Source organism: Citrobacter sp. RHBSTW-00017, assembly GCF_013797615.1.
Taxonomy (GTDB): domain Bacteria; phylum Pseudomonadota; class Gammaproteobacteria; order Enterobacterales; family Enterobacteriaceae; genus Citrobacter; species Citrobacter braakii.
The window spans coordinates 172158-190105 of record NZ_CP056899.1 but is presented as its reverse complement, the minus strand read 5'-3'; the positions used below and the strand labels follow the sequence as shown (position 1 = coordinate 190105).

The following is a 17948-nucleotide window of genomic DNA, read 5'->3' as shown; positions in this document are numbered from 1 at the left end:
ATAAATTTTTGTAAATATATGCGCCAGGTATTAATCATACTACTAATAGATTTAGGCGTGCGCCTCGGTATAGACGCTACGTTGTGGCTGACGAATAGTGGTAGAAAGCGCCAGCGAAATGATTAACAGCGCAAAGATGACGCAGAAGGTCACATAGAACCCGCCAAACAGCGAGGCGATAATGGAACCGCAAATGCTACCGATACCGAAGCCCAGGTAAATAACACCGTAGTTTTTAGCCAGGTTATTCAGACCGAAGAACTCGCTGACCAGTGACGGGAATACGGTGATGGTGCCGCCAAAGTTAAATGCGACACAGGCAATGGCCATAAAGAAGGTTACGTCATTCAGCGGCGCGAACAACAGTGCAGCCATACCGACCAGCGAAACGACCTGACCAATGGTGATCACGCGAATACGGGAGATTTTATCGGACAGAATCCCCAGCACCAGACGACCCGACAGGTTCGCGATAGAAATGACGGTAACCGCATTCGCCGCCGTCGCCACATCCATATGCGCCAGGCTTTGTGCGATATCTTTCGCCACGCCAATGACGTACAGACCGCTCATACACGCTGTCAGGAACATGACTGCCAGCATCCAGTACTGCGGTTTGCGCATGGACTGCGCCAGGGTGTAGTCGTTCTCAACTACGCCATTCTTCGCTTTCACTTCCTGATTCGGCGCATCTTTCATCAGCGTAGAGCCAAAGACGATCATCACCAGTACGATCGCGCCCCAAATCATGAAGGTTTTTTCCAGGCCCACGGTGCTCAGCAGTTGGCTGTCGATAAATTTAAAACCGAGGCTGCCAAGGCCATAAGAACCGATGGCAAAGGCGGAAATCAGCCCTTTACGCTCAGGGAACCATTTTACGCAGTTGGAAAGCGTTAACAGGTAACCTGCACCATCCGCCAGACCAACCAGCACACCGGCGCTCAGCCACAGCATAATCAGGCTGTTGGAATGGGCGGTTAAGAAGAAACCGACGCCGAGTAAAATACCGGAGGCCATGGTGACGCGTTTCACGCCAAAACGTTCCTGCAGCTTGCCGGCAACGGAAGAGGAAATCGCCAGCCCGAGGCTCAGCAAGCCAAAAGAAAATGCCACCTGACTGACCGGCGCATCGAGCTTAGAAGAGAGCGCGCCATTAAACAGGCTCCAGGTATAAACAGAACCTAAAGCAAATTGGGTAATAATCGTGCCGATCAGTGTTAGCCAGCGAGTGCGCTGATAATCAGAAGTTTTCATGGCAGTCTTCCTGCATAAGCAAAATGGGAAATTCTCTGCCAACAACCATACCGAAGCGCTTTTATGGCCAGGAGAAAACGGCATGAAATGCCACCAGGACGGAATGAAATGCCTGGAATGCGGAATGAATGACGAGACAAAAAGTCGGGTTACTGAATTTTATCGTAAGAGTTAGTACACGCTATCGCTGAGGGGCGTGTGATTGTTGATCTCAATATGTAACAGAGATGTTTATATGATGATTGTTTGCGTTAAAATTTGGCACTCACTCCCATGGTGTACATATAGTCGCTGTTATTGGTGCTATTTTCCGCCTGCGAAAGCGCCGCGTAAGCCGCCATGTGCCGGTTCAACAGCATATCTGCGCCAACGGTAACATCCAGCCAGTTACCGTCTTGACCCGCCGCCGTCATGCGACTGAGGCCCGACTGCGCTTTCCAGATATTCTCGCCAAACTGCTGGTTATAGCTGATTTGCGCCCACGGTCGCACATCACCGAACTGAGAATTGACTCGCCAGCCTAACGTGCTGACGCTGGCATGCCACAGCGGATCGTTCTGCGTTACCGACGTCACGCTATCGCCAAATTCGTTGTAAGTAGACGTGGTCGAACCGTCATAATGCAGCGCGGCCACCGGACCAGTCATCACCTGCCTTGAAAGCGGAAAGTTCCAGCCCATACTCATGCCGCTGGTCGCATCCATAGGCGTTTCATCCGCCAGATTCACCACGGGACCCGCCACGTTTTGAGTGGAGCGAATACGTTCTTCCAGAATGTCGTTATAACGTGGTTGGTGATCGCTGTCCCATGTATAACGTTCAGCCGTATGCCCTGACATCGCATCAACGATATATTCTTGTTGCCAGCCATATGCTGTATTGATGAACAGCGCACAAACTACGACGCTCGCCAGAGTTAACCTTTGGCGACCACTACTGTTTCTTATAATCATCAACGCGACTCCAGAAAAGAGCCGAATTCGGCGATATTATTGTCATTGTGTGAAGGATATCGGGCCCATCAGGCCCTGTATTAAATATTGTCTTTTTAGCTGGCGCGTCAAGGCGGGCCGAATGAAATTTTTACGCCAGTAAAAACAGCGAGGAAGAATATGCAGCGTTGCGGATGGGTCAGCCAGGACCCACTTTACATTGCCTACCACGACAAGGAATGGGGCGTCCCCGAAACAGATGGCAACAAGCTGTTCGAAATGATCTGTCTGGAAGGCCAACAGGCCGGTTTATCGTGGATCACTGTGCTTAAGAAACGGGAAAATTATCGCCACGCCTTCCACCATTTTGACCCGGAAAAAGTGGCGGCCATGACCGAAGAGGATGTGGAAAGACTGGTACTGGATGCCGGCATTATTCGCCATAGAGGAAAAATTCAGGCCATTATCGGCAACGCTCGCGCCTTTCTGACCATGGCGCAAAACGGAGAATCGTTTAGCGAGTTCGTCTGGTCGTTTGTTGATAACCAACCGCAACTGACCCGCGCCGCCAACCTGAGCGATATCCCCACCTCTACACCGGCGTCAGATGCTCTGTCTAAAGCGTTAAAAAAACGCGGATTTAAGTTTGTCGGCACCACCATCTGTTACTCCTTTATGCAGGCATGCGGCTTGGTCAATGACCATGTCACCAGCTGTATCTGTTACCCGGGAGAACAACATGATTCGTGAATCAAAGGCTGACGATCTACCGTCGATTCTGGCGCTGTGGATGGAAAGCACGATCCATGCCCATCCGTTTATCTAAGAACGCTACTGGCGCGAAAGTGAATCCATCGTGCGGGATGTTTATCTGCCAGCCGCACAAACCTGGGTATGGGAAGAAGAAGGGGTGCTCAAAGGGTTTGCCAGCGTCATTGACGACCGCTTTCTCGGCGCGCTGTTCGTCGCGCCTGCCGCCATCAGAAGCGGGATCGGCAAAGCGCTGGTGCAGCATGTACAGCAGCGCTTTTCGTTACTCAGCCTCGAGGTCTACCAGAAGAATCAATCAGCGGTGAACTTCTACCATGCGCTGGGTTTTCGCATTGAAGATGGCGCATGGCAGGAAGAGACTCACCATCCCACGTGGATTATGGGTTGGCAGGCGGATCAAACGCCGTAAGCGTCAACGTTGGTCCGCTGTATTTTTCGAGCCACGCCAGCGCAGTGTTGCCCGCACAGCCATTCCCCAGCTTCGAGCTGGGGAGATCTTTGGTCAGCACGTTGACGGCGCCATTTTTACAAATACCGTTGGAGGCAAGATCCAAATCAGGCCAGGCGCCCTCATGAATACAGATGACACCGGGTTTAATTCCCGTCGTCACGACCGCTCCCGCCAGAACGTGCCCACGCTGGTTCCACACCCTGACCGTGTCGCCATCCGCAATACCGCGCGCTTTGGCATCCTGCGGATGAATCGTGACGGGCTCACGATCCGCTACCGCATACTGTTCGCGCAACGCGCTGTAATTTAGCTGACTGTGCAAACGGTGCGCCGGATGGGCGGAAAGCAGCTGTAACTGGCCCGGCTCGGCGTTACCGAACCACTCATCCGGCTCCAGCCACATCGGATGCCCCGCACAGTCCGCGTAACCGTAACCGGCAATCCTCGCGGAGTAGATTTCAATTTTACCGCTGTCCGTTTTCAGCGGATGCGCCTGTGGGTTGCGGCGAAAATCCGCGAAACGGATAAACTGCGCGCTGGCGGCGTTTTCTGGCATTTCGATCAGCGCATTCCGCTGCCAAAACTCGGTGAATGGCGGCAACGTCACCTGCTGGCTAGCCCCACGCTGCCCGGCAATGTTGTAAAAAGTCTCCAGCCATTCCAGCTCGCTTTTGCCTTCGGTAAATCGCTCATACCCGCCCTTCTCCCAGCGTTCACTCAGCTCGGCAAAGACATCAAAATCATTTCGCGCTTCAGCCTGCGGCGATACAACCTGCTTCATCGGCACCAGATGCTGGTTGCTGTAATCGCCGGTCATGGTCAAATCATTACGCTCAAAGGACGTCGTCGCCGGCAGCACGATATCGGCATGCTTCGCTGCAGCTGTCCAGAAACACTCCGAGATAACCACCAGCTCCGGTTTTTGCCAGGCGCGAATCAGACGGTTGGTGTCCTGATGATGGGTGAAGTTGGCGCCGCCCGCCCACCACAGCATACGGATGTCCGGGAAATGGCGGTCCATACCGTTGTGCTGATAAAAACCACCGGGGTTCTCCAGCGCTTCAACAATTCGCGCCACCGGGATTTTATCTACCGCGTCGGTACCGTTTTTAACGCTGCCCTGCATTGAAGCCAGCACCGCAGCACGGCGCGTTGGGTTGCCGCCGTTGGCAAAATGGTACGACAGCCCAAAGCCGCCGCCAGGCGTCCCGATTTGCCCGAGCATGGCGGCCAGCGTGACAATCATCCAGTGTTTCTGCTCGCCATACTGCTGGCGTTGCATACCCCACCCCGCCATCAGCATGGTGGTGTTTTGGTGAAATATCGCCGCAAGTTCACGTATTTTCGCCGCCGGAACACCACAAATTCCCGCGGCCCATTCTGCCGTTTTTGCAACATCGTCAGATTTGCCCAGCAGATAGTCGGCAAAACGGTCATATCCGGTCGTACACCGAGCGAGAAAGTCCGCGTCGTGCCAGCCGTTTTCCACCAGCGTATGCGCGATACCCAGCATCAGCGCCACGTCGGTTCCCATATGTGGAGCGATCCATTCCATCTTCTCGCCAAAGAAATCGACGCTTTCCGATCGCATCGGATCGATACAGATCAACCGCTTCCCGCTGCCACGCAGTGCCTCAAAGTAAGCGAGGCCCTGCTCGTCGGAGGCGTTCCAGGCAATTTTCAGGGTATTCAGCGGATTGGCGCTCCATAACACCACCACTTCGCTGTTCTCCAGCACCACCGGCCAACTGGTCTGCTGCTGGTAAACTTCGTTACCGCCCACCACGTACGGCATGATGGCCTGCGCAGCACCCGTCGAGTAATCCCCCAGATGCCCGGTATAACCACCCGCCAGCGCCATATAACGCTGTAGCAGGGTTGCGGCTTTGTGTAACACGCCGTTGGAACGCCAGCCGTAGGAACCGGCAAAAATCGAGGCCGGCCCGTAGCTGTCACGGATGCGTTTATGTTGCGTATGTATAAGATTCAGCGCGTCGTCCCAACTGACACGAACAAATTCATCTTGCCCGCGCACCCCCTGCGGATTCTCCGGCGAGGCGAGAAAGCCTTTACGCACCATGGGAAAACGTACCCGCGTTTTACTGTGTACCTGGTCACGCACCACGGTTTGCAAAGAGTTGGGATGGGCGGTGGGCAGCGCGCCGCGAGAGGAGAAAACCGTCTCGCCATCGGTTTCGACGAGAATAGGTCCCCAGTGGGCGGCGGTTAACACCGAGTAATGTGCGGGTGAATTAGCCAAGATGGCGCTCCTGAATGCGATGTGACGGCTTATTTATTATGCCGTTCAATGTTACTTACAAATTTCAGAGTCTTCCCTGGAATTTTCTTCATGTTCACACGTCATAATCAACCGCCACGGTCGCTGTGGCAAAGAAGAAAAAGTCATTAAGGAATTAAGATGAAGAAACGTGTTTTTGTTATTGCTGCCATCGTGAGCGGCGCCCTGGCGGTTTCTGGCTGCACAACAAACCCTTACACCGGAGAACGCGAAGCGGGTAAATCCGGCATTGGCGCGGGTATTGGCTCTCTGGTCGGCGCGGGTATTGGCGCACTCTCTTCTTCGAAGAAAGATCGCAGCAAAGGCGCTCTGATTGGTGCGGCGGCTGGCGCGGCCGTTGGCGGCGGTGTCGGCTATTACATGGACGTGCAGGAAGCAAAACTGCGCGACAAAATGCAGGGAACGGGCGTCAGCGTGACGCGCAGTGGCGATAACATCATCCTGAATATGCCAAATAACGTCACCTTCGACAGCAACAGCAGCAACCTGAAACCTGCGGGTGCCAACACCCTGACCGGCGTGGCAATGGTACTGAAAGAGTACAATAAAACCGCCGTCAACGTGCTCGGCTTCACCGACAGCACCGGCAGTCAGGATCTGAATATGCGCCTGTCGCAGCAGCGCGCGGACTCCGTGGCCAGCGCCTTAATCACTCAAGGCGTCGCCGCTAACCGTATCCGCACTCAGGGTATGGGCCCGGCAAACCCGATCGCCAGCAACAGCACGGCGGAAGGTAAAGCGCAAAACCGCCGCGTAGAGATCACCTTAAGCCCGCTCCAGTAACGTTTTGTGCCGGATAATGGCAGCGTCTTATCCGGCATGAAGCACTTGCCATCGTTGATTTTCGCGTTAAGGTGTTGTCACCAAATTTAGGGAAATCAGCGATGAGCAAATCAACACGGGCAACCATCAGCGATGTGGCGAAAGCCGCAAAAACCGGCAAGACCAGCATTTCACGCTACCTCAACGGTGAAAAGCACCTGCTTTCCGACGCGCTACTGGCCCGCATTGAACAAGCCATTGCCGATCTCGACTACCGTCCCAGCCTGATGGCAAGAGGCCTGAAACACGGTCGTACCCGTCTGATTGGTCTGATCATCGCCGATATTACTAATCCCTACTCCGTCAACGTGTTAAGCGGTATTGAAGCCGCCTGTCGCGATAAGGGCTTTACCCCGCTGGTGTGTAACACCAACAACGAAGTGGATCAGGAGCTGCATTATCTCGACCTGCTGCGCAGCTACCAGGTCGAAGGGATTGTGGTCAACGCCGTTGGAATGCGCGAAGAGGGGCTGAACCGCCTGCAACAGTCTGCGCTACCGATGGTACTGATTGACCGTAAAATCCCCGATTTCGCCTGTGATATGGTCGGGCTGGATAACACCCAGGCGGCAACGGTTGCCACTGAACATCTGGTCGAGCAAGGCTTTGAAGCCATCCTGTTCCTCAGCGAACCGCTGGGCATGGTGAATACCCGCCGCGAACGCCTGAGCGCTTTTCGCGCCACGCTCGCACAGTACCCCGGCGTTATCGCGCAAAATGCCGAAGTCCCGCTAACGGACAATACGCAACTGGATGACACGCTGCGCCAGTTTCACCAGCAGCATCGGGGGATGCGCAAAGCCGTTATCTCTGCCAACGGCGCTCTCACGCTGCAGGTTGCCCGCGCCCTGAAGCGCATTGGCCTTAACTGGGGCAGCGATATCGGCCTGCTCGGTTTTGACGAACTGGAATGGGCGGAGCTGGCGGGCGTCGGTATCACCACGTTGAAACAACCCACATGGCAGATTGGCTACACCGCCGTTGAGCAGGTTGTACGCCGAATTGATGGCGGCTCTGCTGCCATTCAGGAACAGGTATTCTCCGGCGAGCTGATCGTACGCGGCTCAACCGCCCGTTAAATTTCCTTCGTGATGGTGATCATAAATTCGACATCATGAGCTTTTCTTTGGAACCGGTTCCATCTAGCGTTATAACAAGAATGCTAGTCTGGAGTTTCCATGAAAAGAAAAATTATGGTGGTTACCGCCGCCTACGGCTACGACCAGGTGCGGGCCGCAGGCGGGCAAACGGCAATGTTGCCCATCATTGCCGAAGCCGGTGCTGACGGCGTCGAAATCCGCCGCGAGTTATTAACCGACGCCGAGCTGAAAACGCTGTCCACAATGGCCTCTGCAATCGAACTCTTCGGCCTGCTGGCCTGTTATTCAGCGCCTGAACCGTTATTCCTTGACGATGGGAACCTGAATCCCCGACTTCCGCAGCTTCTCGAAGAAGCGCAGGCCCTACAGGCACTGTGGTTAAAAGTCTCTCTCGGTCATTTTTCCCATACCGAACAGTTCGACGATTTACGTGAATGGCTGGACAACAGCGGTATGGAGCTGGTTGTGGAAAACGATCAGACCGCCTGCGGACGCCTGCAGCCGATGCAACGTTTTAATGAAGCCTGTCAGACGCAAAGCCTGCCGATATCTCTGACTTTCGATATGGGCAACTGGCTGTGGGTTGGCGACTCCCCGGAACAGGCCGCGCAGAACCTGGCGCCAACCGTCGGATATATCCATGTCAAAGCCGCAGTTACGCATCGCGATAGCTACCGTGCCGTACCGCCTGATGAAGCAGATTCACGCTGGCTGGCGCTGTTAAAAACGCTGCCCAACGATGTTCCGCGCGGTATTGAGTTCCCCCTGGAAGGGCAGGATTTGACGGCGGTTACCCGCCACTACGTCGAGCTGTTACGCGAGGAGTAACACATGAAAAATTCACTGGATGCGGTCACTATTGGTGAAGCGATGGCGATGTTTGTCGCCACGCAAACCGGCGAACTGACGGATGTAGAGCAGTTTATCAAGCGCGTTGCAGGCGCTGAACTCAACGTGGCGACCGGTCTTGCTCGTCTGGGCCTGAAGGTCGGCTGGGTGAGCCGCGTAGGCAACGACAGTTTTGGTCGTTTTATCGTTAAGTCGCTGGAAAAAGAAGGGATAGATGCGCAGGGAGTTACCCAGGACGGGCGTTACGCTACCGGCTTTCAGCTTAAATCTAAGGTCGAAAATGGAACCGATCCCATTGTGGAGTATTTCCGAAAAGGGTCCGCCGCCAGCCACCTCAGCGTTGAGGATTATCACGAGGACTATTTCGCCAGCGCGCGCCACTTGCACCTGAGCGGCGTGGCGGCGGCGCTTTCTGCCAGTTCCTATGAACTACTGGCGCACACCGCCCGCACGCTGAAAGCCCAGGGGAAGACCATCTCGTTCGACCCAAATTTGCGTCCGGTACTGTGGAAAAGCGAAGCCGAAATGGTGGAAAAACTGAACCGGCTGGCATTCCAGGCTGACTGGGTTTTACCTGGATTAAAAGAGGGGATGATTTTAACCGGCCAACAGACGCCTGAAGCCATCGCCGACTTTTATCTGCGTCACGGAGTGAAGGCCGTGATCATCAAAACCGGGGCTGATGGTGCCTGGTACAAAACAGCCAGCGGTGAACAAGGTTGCGTTGCACCGGTAAAAGTCGACAACGTGGTCGATACGGTCGGCGCAGGCGATGGCTTTGCCGTGGGCGTTATCAGCGCCCTGCTGGAAGGCCGTTCGCTGCATCAGGCGGTGACCCGCGGCAATAAAATCGGCGCACTGGCCATTCAGGTTCAGGGCGACAGCGAAGGATTACCCACACGTGAACAATTAGGGGAATAAACTCCCGGCCAACTCTGTCTCTGTACCCTACATACAGAGGCGGCGTATCAGCATAACCAGAGGGCAGTCTATGAATAGCTCAACTAATGCAGCAAAACGCTGGTGGTACATTATGCCAATCGTGTTTATCACGTATAGCCTGGCGTACCTTGACCGTGCGAACTTCAGCTTCGCCTCCGCCGCCGGTATCAACGAGGACCTCGGCATTACCAAAGGGATCTCTTCCCTGCTGGGCGCTCTGTTTTTCCTCGGCTATTTCTTCTTTCAGATCCCAGGCGCGATTTACGCAGAACGGCGCAGCGTACGAAAACTGATTTTTGTCTGTCTGATCCTCTGGGGCGCATGCGCGTCGTTAACCGGTATGGTCAGCAATATTCCAATGCTTGCCGCCATCCGCTTTATTCTTGGCGTCGTTGAAGCCGCGGTGATGCCCGCAATGCTGATTTATATCAGCAACTGGTTTACGAAATCCGAGCGCTCGCGCGCTAACACTTTCCTGATCCTCGGTAACCCGGTTACCGTCCTGTGGATGTCTGTGGTTTCCGGTTATCTGATCCAGGCGCTGGGCTGGCGGGAAATGTTTATCATCGAGGGCTTCCCGGCCATCATCTGGGCGTTCTGCTGGTGGGTATTGGTAAAAGACAAACCGTCTCAGGTCGGCTGGCTGTCAGAATCTGAAAAAGCCGCCCTTCAGGCGCAACTGGAAAAAGAGCAGCAAGGCATCAAAGCCGTGCGTAACTATAGCGAGGCCTTCCGCTCACGTAACGTCATCCTGCTGTGCATGCAGTATTTCGCCTGGAGTATTGGCGTCTATGGTTTTGTCCTGTGGCTACCGTCGATTATCCGCAACGGCGGCGCAAATCTGGGCATGGTAGAGGTTGGCTGGCTGTCATCCGTACCTTATCTGGCGGCGACGGCGGCGATGATCCTCGTCTCCTGGGCCTCCGATAAGCTGCAAAACCGTAAACTGTTTGTCTGGCCGCTGTTATTGATAGCCGCTTTCGCTTTTATCGGCTCCTGGGCCGTGGGTGCAGACCACTTCTGGATTTCTTACACGCTGTTAGTTATTGCGGGTGCGGCAATGTACGCCCCATATGGCCCCTTCTTCGCCATCATCCCGGAAATGCTGCCGCGCAACGTCGCCGGGGGTGCAATGGCGCTGATTAACAGCATGGGCGCGCTAGGCTCATTCTTTGGTTCATGGTTTGTCGGCTACCTCAATGGCGCAACCGGCAGCCCATCCGCCTCGTACATTTTTATGGGGGTAGCGCTTTTTGTCTCAGTATGGCTAACTTTAATTGTTAAGCCTGCTAATAATCAGCAATTACCTATTGGCGCACGCCACGCTTAAATTTTAACTTACGGAGATTCGCATGAAGCCGTCCATTATTCTCTATAAAGCGTTACCTGACGATTTACTGCATCGCCTGGAAGAGCATTTTACTGTGACTCATGTGCCTAACCTGCGCCCGGAAACGGTCGCACAGCACGCCGAGGCTTTTGCCAACGCGGAAGGTCTGCTGGGTTCCAGTGAAGCCGTCAATACCGCCCTACTGGAGAGAATGCCCAGGCTTCGTGCGACATCCACGATTTCCGTAGGTTATGACAACTTCGACGTCGATGCCCTCAACGCGCGCAAGGTGCTGTTGATGCACACGCCAACCGTGCTGACGGAAACTGTCGCCGATACGGTAATGGCGCTGGTGTTAAGCACCGCTCGCCGCGTGGTAGAAGTTGCTGAACGGGTGAAAATTGGCGAGTGGACCAAAAGTATCGGGCCGGACTGGTTTGGTACGGATGTACACCACAAAACGCTGGGGATTGTCGGCATGGGCCGTATTGGTCTGGCGCTGGCGCAACGCGCGCATTTTGGTTTTAGCATGCCGATTCTTTATAACGCGCGCCGTCATCACCAGGAGGCGGAAGAACGCTTCAACGCGCGTTACTGCGACCTCGATACGCTGTTGCAGGAGTCCGATTTTGTCTGCCTGATCCTGCCGTTAACCGCAGAAACGCATCATCTGTTTAGTACCGAACAGTTTGCCAAAATGAAGTCCTCCGCCATTTTCATTAACGCCGGGCGTGGGCCAGTGGTCGATGAAAAAGCGCTGATTGCCGCCCTGCAAAGCGGGGAAATTCATGCCGCAGGCCTGGATGTGTTTGAGCAGGAGCCATTACCAGCAGACTCACCGCTATTGGCGCTGCCAAACGTGGTAGCCGTACCGCACATAGGTTCAGCGACGCATGAAACGCGCTATAACATGGCGGGCTGTGCGGTGGATAACTTAATCGATGCGCTGCAAGGACGCGTTGAGAAGAATTGCGTGAACCCGCAGGTCGCGCCATAAACAAAAGGCCGGGTAGCGCTTACGCTTACCCGGCCTTTTATGTATTACAGCGCCTTCATTACTGAGCGGCATTCATCGCAGCAGTCCAGGCCTGATTAAATGCCTGATGCTGAGAGGCCAACGGGCCAATCAGCGTGTTGTACTGACTTGCCTGCTGTGAAGTTGGGAACTGGATACCGTTAGCGACAAAGCTCACCTGCGTATCCTGCTGTGCCACAAAATCACCAACCTGTACTAACTGCTGCGTGAAGATTTGCGCGGCAGGGATCAGCGGCTGTAGCGCCTCTGAAGGTACAGTGACGACTTTATTGTAGACCTGGTCAAAGACCGGCTTCAGATCCTCGCCCTGCTTCAGCGCGCCATGCGCAGCATCTGCCTGCAGTTTCGCATTCTGCAACTGTTGCCCTAATACGCCCAACGCACCATTTGCCTGACGCAGCGGTTCACGCTGAGTCACATAATCCTGAGGAACACGAATCGCATTTACGCTATCAACCACCGGGCGCAGACCGGAGTCCATTGCCTGATTAACCTGCTGCGAATAGCCATACAGAATCGCGTAATCGGACACAAACGGGCCAAACTGTTTTTTCTGATCGGCGGTCAGCGTTGGTAAACGCTCTCCGCTACGCATTGCAGTATTCTGCAGAAAATCGATAAACGCTTTGCGTTGATCGCCTTCTTTATCAAAACACCCACTCAGGCCAACTACCATTAAGAGCGCCAAAACAGGCGCAAACCAGCGAGAGCAGGACTTACCTGTCGCCATTTTAATACTCCTTTCACCCAAAAATGCGCACAACGACACCCGCGTGCCTGACGTTGACAAGGATAGTCCAGGTCAGCCCCGCAAGATACCCTTTCCGCGTAATCTTGTGGGGGAAAATAACCGCTCCCGCCACCCATCGTTTTGCTAAACAATGCGCCATTTACCACACGACGTCATATTTTAGTCATCTTTACAATCGGGATCGATCGTTCGCAGATCACGACCTTTATCAGTTCGTTAGCCTGCAAAAGATTGTCGACCCCGATCCGCTGAAACGAATCCATCACGCAAACCTAAAATCCGGCTTCATTTTTTCCGACTACTCTTAATGAGCTTCGATGAAATTCACGATCCCGCTGTGTGATTTGTAGGAGTTCTCAATGGAATACAAAGATCCTATGTTTGAACTGCTGAGCAGTCTGGAGCAGATTGTTTTTAAAGATGTATCGCAGACGGTTACTCTGACGCAAAAAACCAACCCTTTCACCGAATTTGAACAGCTACGACGAGGGACAGGTTTAAAAACAGATGATTTTGCCCGGGTGATGGGCGTGACGGTCGCGACGGTTCATGAATGGGAGTCTAAACGCGTAAAGCCTTCCAATACCGAATTGAAGTTAATGCGCCTGATTCAGGCAGACCCAAGATTAAGTAAGCAACTGATGGATTGAACTATTTTTTAATTTTACTTATGAACGGCCCTGTAAAAGGGCCGTTCCCTTAAGGGGGTTATCCACAAAAAAGAAAATAGTAGTTGCATCCACATGCGTAAAATGAGTTAATGCCCTCAACGGTTTGACGTACAGACCATTACAGCAGTTAGTAAGGCAAGTCCCTTCAAGAGTTATCGTTGATACCCTTCGTAGTGAGCATTTCCTTTACTGTTAAAAAATCTGTAAAGCACGCCATATCGCCGAAAGGCACACTTATTTTTTAAAAGGTAATACACTATGTCCGGTAAAATGACTGGTATCGTAAAATGGTTCAACGCTGACAAAGGTTTCGGCTTCATCACTCCTGACGATGGCTCTAAAGACGTGTTCGTACACTTCTCTGCTATCCAGAACGATGGCTACAAATCTCTGGACGAAGGTCAGAAAGTTTCCTTCACCATCGAAAGCGGCGCTAAAGGCCCGGCAGCTGGCAACGTAACCAGCCTGTAAGCTTAAAAAGCTCAAAATTCTGAATCCCTGCCAAACGGCGGGGATTTTTTTTATCTGTACTTCGCAAGACTCCCCGCCCAAACGCTTCTTTGCATTACTTTACCCGTCCTCCCTTTGACCTTTCCCTAAGGGCAAGCTTTATAGTGAGCCAGTCTGTATTCCACAATATTCACAAGGAATTGAAGTTATGTCGAAATCCTCACTGCTGCTGGTTTTAGGTTTGCTCACAACCGGTAGCGCGTTCGCAGCAACTCCGGAAGCTGCTTTTCTGGCGGAACACGGGCTCAGCGGTAAATCCGTCGAGCAAATCGTCGAGACCATTGACCAGTCGCCACAGAACCGCCCGCTGCCGTACTCAGCATCTATCACCAGTACCGAACTGAAGCTCTCTTCGGGCGATCAGATTTATACCCTACCGCTCGGTGACAAGTTCTATCTGTCATTTGCCCCTTATGAATGGCAAACACATCCTTGCTTCAACCACAGCCTTTCTGGCTGCCAGGGCGAAATGCCGGAGAAGGCATTCAATGTCAAAGTGACGGATAACAAGGGTGAGGTGGTGGTACAAAAAGTGATGAAGAGTGGTCGAAATGGCTTTGTCGGGGTATGGCTACCGCGCAATATGGCAGGCACAATCGCGGTAAGTTACAACGGTAAAACGGCGGAGTATCCCATCAAGACGATGGAAGACAGCCAGACCTGTCTGACAAAATTACAGCTGCGCTAACTACATACAAAAAAGCCGGATGGCACAATGCTTATCCGGCTTTTCTAAGTCAGCTCAGGAGCGTTACTGCAGCAGAGAAATATCCGCTACGCGCAGGAACAGTTCGCGCAGTTTTGCGAGCATAGACAGACGGTTAATACGCAGATCTTTATCTTCCACGTTGACCATCACTTTCTCGAAGAACGCATCAACCGGTTCACGCAGTTCCGCCAACTCAACCAGCGCTTCCTGGTAACGACCAGCTGCAAAGACAGGCTCCAGCTTATCGCGCAGCACCACAACCTGCAGCGCCAGCGCAATTTCTTCCGGCTCTTTCAGCGTTGCCGAATTTACGCGGTCATTCAGCGTCTCTTCAGACTTCGCCAGGATGTTCGATACACGCTTGTTCGCTGCAGCCAGCGCGGACGCGGCTTCCAGCGTACGGAAGTGCGAAACCGCCTTCATACGTGCGTCGAAATCAGCCGGACGAGTCGGACGACGCGCCAGTACTGCCTGAATGGTATCGACGGTGTAACCTTCATCCTGATACCAGGCGCGGAAGCGACCGAGCATAAAGTCGATCACATCATCCACCACGTTGGCGTTAGTCAGCTTGTCGCCATACAGACGAACCGCTTCTTCGGTCAACGTTTGTAGATCCAGATTCAGGTTCTTCTCAACGATGATACGCAGTACGCCCAGCGCGGCACGACGCAGCGCAAACGGGTCTTTGTCGCCTTTTGGATGCTGACCGATACCGAAGATACCCGCCAGTGTGTCCATCTTATCGGCAATCGCCACGGTACAGGCAACCGGATTAGATGGCAGGTCATCACCGGCAAAACGCGGCTGATACTGCTCGTTCAGCGCCACAGCGACATCTTCCGCTTCACCATCGTGACGCGCGTAGTGCATGCCCATCACGCCCTGGGTATCGGTGAACTCGAAGACCATGTTGGTCATCAGGTCGCACTTGGACAGCAGGCCAGCACGCGTTGCGTGGTTAACGTCAGCGCCAATCTGACCAGCAATCCAGCCCGCCAGCGCCTGGATACGGTCAGTTTTGTCGCGCAGCGTACCCAGTTGCTGTTGGAACAGCACTGTTTGCAGACGCGGCAGATGGTCTTCCAGACGTTTTTTACGGTCAGTATTGAAGAAGAATTCGGCATCCGCCAGACGCGGACGAACCACCTTCTCGTTACCGGAGATGATTTGCTGCGGGTCTTTGGATTCGATGTTGGCAACGAAGATAAAATTCGGCAGCAGTTTGCCGTCGTTCGCGTATACCGGGAAGTACTTCTGGTCACCTTTCATGGTGTGAACCAGCGCTTCGGACGGAACAGCGAGGAATTTCTCTTCGAACTTCGCGGTCAGCACGACCGGCCATTCCACCAGCGAGGTGACTTCTTCCAGCAGGCTTTCACTCAGATCGGCGTTGCCGCCAATTTTACGCGCCGCGTCTTCGGCATCGGCTTTGATTTTGGCTTTACGCTCAGCGTAATCCGCAATCACTTTGCCGCGCTCACGCAGAATTTCTGGGTACTGATCGGCATTATCGATGGTGAACTCCGGCTCGCCCATAAAGCGATGCCCGCGGATCACGCGATCGGACTGAATACCCAGAATAGTTGCCGGAATAACTTTGTCGCCCAGCAGCAACGTCACGGTGTGAACCGGACGCACGAAGTGAACGTCAGACGCGCCCCAGCGCATCAGTTTCGGGATCGGCAGCTTCGCCAGTGAGGTGGCGATCATATTCGGCAGCAACGCTTCAGCGCTTTCGCCTTTCACATGCGCGCGATACAGCAGCCACTCGCCTTTGTCGGTGGTCAGACGCTCAGCCTGATCAACCGTGATGCCACAGCCACGCGCCCAACCTTCGGCCGCTTTGCTCGGTTTACCTTCGGCGTCAAACGCCTGGGCGATAGCCGGGCCGCGTTTTTCTACTTCACGGTCGGGTTGTGCTTCAGCCAGGGCAGCGACTTTCAACGCCAGACGACGCGGCGCGGCGAACCACTCCACGTTGCCGTGCGCGATGCCAGCATTATCCAGCTCCGCGGTAAAGTTCGCAGCAAAGGACTCAGCCAGGCTGCGCAGTGCTTTTGGTGGCAGCTCTTCAGTGCCAATTTCCACCAGAAAAGTTTTCTCAGACATGGCCGCCTCTTATTTGTCTTTGTTGCACATCGGGAAGCCAAGGGCTTCACGGGAAGCGTAGTAAGCTTCTGCCACTGCTTTGGTCAGGGTGCGAATACGCAGGATATAGCGCTGACGCTCGGTGACGGAGATGGCTTTACGCGCATCCAGCAGGTTGAAGCTATGGGCGGCTTTCAGAATACGTTCATACGCAGGCAGCGGCAGCGGATTTTCCAGCGCCAGCAGCTGCTGCGCTTCTTTCTCGTACTGCTCGAAGCAGGTGAACAGGAAGTCCACGTCGGCGTATTCGAAGTTGTAGGTGGATTGCTCCACTTCGTTCTGATGGAACACGTCGCCGTAAGTGGTTTTACCCAGCGGGCCGTCGCTCCAGACCAGGTCGTAAACGCTGTCTACGCCCTGAATGTACATGGTCAGACGTTCCAGACCGTAGGTAATTTCCCCGGTCACTGGTTTACATTCCAGACCACCAACCTGCTGGAAGTAGGTGAACTGCGTGACTTCCATGCCGTTCAGCCACACTTCCCAACCCAGACCCCAGGCACCCAGCGTTGGGTTTTCCCAGTTATCTTCTACGAAACGGATATCGTGAATGGTCGGGTCCATACCCAGCTCTTTCAGAGAACCCAGGTACAGCTCCTGAATGTTGTCCGGAGACGGCTTAATCACTACCTGGAACTGATAGTAGTGCTGTAAGCGGTTCGGGTTTTCGCCATAGCGGCCGTCGGTCGGACGACGAGAAGGCTGCACATAAGCAGTCGCCATCGGTTCCGGCCCCAGCGCCCGCAGGCAGGTCATTGGGTGAGATGTCCCCGCGCCGACTTCCATGTCCAATGGTTGAACGATGGTGCAGCCCTGGCGAGCCCAGTAATCCTGTAAGGTCAGGATCAAGCCCTGGAAGGTCCTGGTATCAAACTTTTGCATATTATTTCGTGCTGGATACGTGTGGATTTAAAGGAAGCGGTCAGTATACCCGCTGGCTGCAAGATATACAGTACGAAACGGGAAAAAGGGGGAACTTAGCGCATGGAAAGGTGTAAAAACTGCCCGTCTGCATCAAAAGAGCAGACAAAACTCTCTTTACGGAAGGTAGAACCACGCATCTCATAGCTGCCCTGAAATTGTTCCAGACCGGAGATATCAATTTTCTGCACACCTGTGTTGTAGATTTGTGCCGCCTCATTTTTACACAGTGACTCCATATCCAGCGAACGTGTTGCACTGACTTTGATCTTTTGCGCCTTCTGCGCGGGTGCAGGCGGCTGGGTGTCGGCGCACGCAACCAGTAAAAGGGTAACGATCGCGGAAAAGAAATACTTCATCATCATTTTATTAGCGCCTGGTTTGCTGGTCAGTCTTATTATTAAGTGTCTGGAAACGGATGCTATTTTGAGAATCTCATCAGACCATCT

The 17948-nt window shown here is 53.7% G+C and carries 17 protein-coding genes and 1 pseudogene; 11 read left to right on the top strand and 7 right to left on the bottom strand.

The window, feature by feature from the left end; genetic code table 11:
• Positions 1–51: 51 nt before the first annotated feature.
• Both HV037_RS00890 and HV037_RS00885 read right to left on the bottom strand, forming a co-directional pair.
• A complete protein-coding gene (locus HV037_RS00890; protein ID WP_016154906.1) occupies positions 52–1254 on the bottom strand; it encodes an MFS transporter in 1203 nt (400 codons plus the stop codon).
• A 251-nt stretch (positions 1255–1505) separates the two neighbouring features.
• A complete protein-coding gene (locus tag HV037_RS00885) occupies positions 1506–2207 on the bottom strand; it encodes an autotransporter outer membrane beta-barrel domain-containing protein (RefSeq protein WP_016154907.1) in 702 nt (233 codons plus the stop codon).
• A 159-nt stretch (positions 2208–2366) separates the two neighbouring features.
• Here HV037_RS00885 and tag point away from each other — a divergent pair, with 159 nt between their 5' ends.
• Together tag and HV037_RS00875 are read left to right on the top strand one after the other, a co-directional pair.
• The gene (gene tag, locus HV037_RS00880) at positions 2367–2936 is read left to right on the top strand and encodes a DNA-3-methyladenine glycosylase I (protein ID WP_047358205.1); all 570 of its coding nucleotides are present in this window, start codon (positions 2367–2369) and stop codon (positions 2934–2936) included.
• Positions 2926–3366 (top strand): annotated as a pseudogene (locus HV037_RS00875) (N-acetyltransferase). The gene tag and the pseudogene HV037_RS00875 overlap by 11 nt, the downstream one beginning before the upstream one ends.
• On the opposite strand, the gene HV037_RS00870 reads toward HV037_RS00875, so the two are convergent.
• Entirely contained in the window at positions 3335–5668 is a 2334-nt protein-coding gene (locus HV037_RS00870; RefSeq protein ID WP_181500163.1) for a molybdopterin guanine dinucleotide-containing S/N-oxide reductase, read from the bottom strand. The pseudogene HV037_RS00875 and the gene HV037_RS00870 overlap by 32 nt on opposite strands.
• A 159-nt stretch (positions 5669–5827) precedes the next feature.
• Here HV037_RS00870 and HV037_RS00865 point away from each other — a divergent pair, with 159 nt between their 5' ends.
• From HV037_RS00865 to ghrB, 6 genes are all read left to right on the top strand, one after another.
• Positions 5828–6490, top strand: coding sequence for an OmpA family lipoprotein (locus tag HV037_RS00865; protein WP_103283335.1), 663 nt, complete (start codon positions 5828–5830; stop codon positions 6488–6490).
• Positions 6491–6591: 101 nt separating this feature from the next.
• On the top strand, positions 6592–7608 hold the full coding sequence (locus HV037_RS00860; protein WP_005133828.1) for a LacI family DNA-binding transcriptional regulator: 1017 nt from the start codon (positions 6592–6594) through the stop codon (positions 7606–7608).
• 99 nt (positions 7609–7707) lie between these two features.
• A complete protein-coding gene (locus HV037_RS00855; RefSeq protein WP_103283334.1) occupies positions 7708–8457 on the top strand; it encodes a xylose isomerase in 750 nt (249 codons plus the stop codon).
• Between the two features lie 3 nt (positions 8458–8460).
• Positions 8461–9399 (top strand): sugar kinase, encoded by a 939-nt coding sequence (locus HV037_RS00850; RefSeq protein WP_046275780.1) that lies wholly within the window; start codon positions 8461–8463, stop codon positions 9397–9399.
• 70 nt (positions 9400–9469) lie between these two features.
• Positions 9470–10750, top strand: coding sequence for an MFS transporter (locus HV037_RS00845; RefSeq protein WP_003827389.1), 1281 nt, complete (start codon positions 9470–9472; stop codon positions 10748–10750).
• A gap of 22 nt (positions 10751–10772) precedes the next feature.
• Complete coding sequence (gene ghrB, locus HV037_RS00840) at positions 10773–11747, top strand: glyoxylate/hydroxypyruvate reductase GhrB (protein ID WP_103283333.1); 975 nt, start codon at positions 10773–10775, stop codon at positions 11745–11747.
• A 58-nt stretch (positions 11748–11805) separates the two neighbouring features.
• Here ghrB and HV037_RS00835 read toward each other — a convergent pair whose 3' ends face one another.
• Positions 11806–12516, bottom strand: a complete 711-nt coding sequence (locus HV037_RS00835) for a DUF3053 domain-containing protein (RefSeq protein ID WP_103283332.1) — start codon at positions 12514–12516, stop codon at positions 11806–11808.
• A gap of 380 nt (positions 12517–12896) precedes the next feature.
• Here HV037_RS00835 and HV037_RS00830 point away from each other — a divergent pair, with 380 nt between their 5' ends.
• The 3 genes from HV037_RS00830 to cueP all read left to right on the top strand — a co-directional run bounded on the left by HV037_RS00830 (position 12897) and on the right by cueP (position 14406).
• On the top strand, positions 12897–13187 hold the full coding sequence (locus HV037_RS00830) for an HTH-type transcriptional regulator (RefSeq protein WP_016157726.1): 291 nt from the start codon (positions 12897–12899) through the stop codon (positions 13185–13187).
• A gap of 279 nt (positions 13188–13466) precedes the next feature.
• A complete protein-coding gene (cspA, locus tag HV037_RS00825; protein WP_000014594.1) occupies positions 13467–13679 on the top strand; it encodes an RNA chaperone/antiterminator CspA in 213 nt (70 codons plus the stop codon).
• Between the two features lie 187 nt (positions 13680–13866).
• The gene (gene cueP / locus HV037_RS00820) at positions 13867–14406 is read left to right on the top strand and encodes a copper-binding periplasmic metallochaperone CueP (protein WP_046275781.1); all 540 of its coding nucleotides are present in this window, start codon (positions 13867–13869) and stop codon (positions 14404–14406) included.
• A 63-nt stretch (positions 14407–14469) separates the two neighbouring features.
• On the opposite strand, the gene glyS is transcribed toward cueP, so the two are convergent.
• The 3 genes from glyS to HV037_RS00805 all read right to left on the bottom strand — a co-directional run bounded on the left by glyS (position 14470) and on the right by HV037_RS00805 (position 17864).
• A complete protein-coding gene (gene glyS, locus HV037_RS00815) occupies positions 14470–16539 on the bottom strand; it encodes a glycine--tRNA ligase subunit beta (RefSeq protein ID WP_103283331.1) in 2070 nt (689 codons plus the stop codon).
• A gap of 9 nt (positions 16540–16548) precedes the next feature.
• Positions 16549–17460, bottom strand: coding sequence for a glycine--tRNA ligase subunit alpha (glyQ, locus tag HV037_RS00810; RefSeq protein ID WP_181624249.1), 912 nt, complete (start codon positions 17458–17460; stop codon positions 16549–16551).
• A gap of 95 nt (positions 17461–17555) precedes the next feature.
• On the bottom strand, positions 17556–17864 hold the full coding sequence (locus HV037_RS00805; RefSeq protein ID WP_016154920.1) for a YsaB family lipoprotein: 309 nt from the start codon (positions 17862–17864) through the stop codon (positions 17556–17558).
• Positions 17865–17948 lie beyond the last annotated feature (84 nt).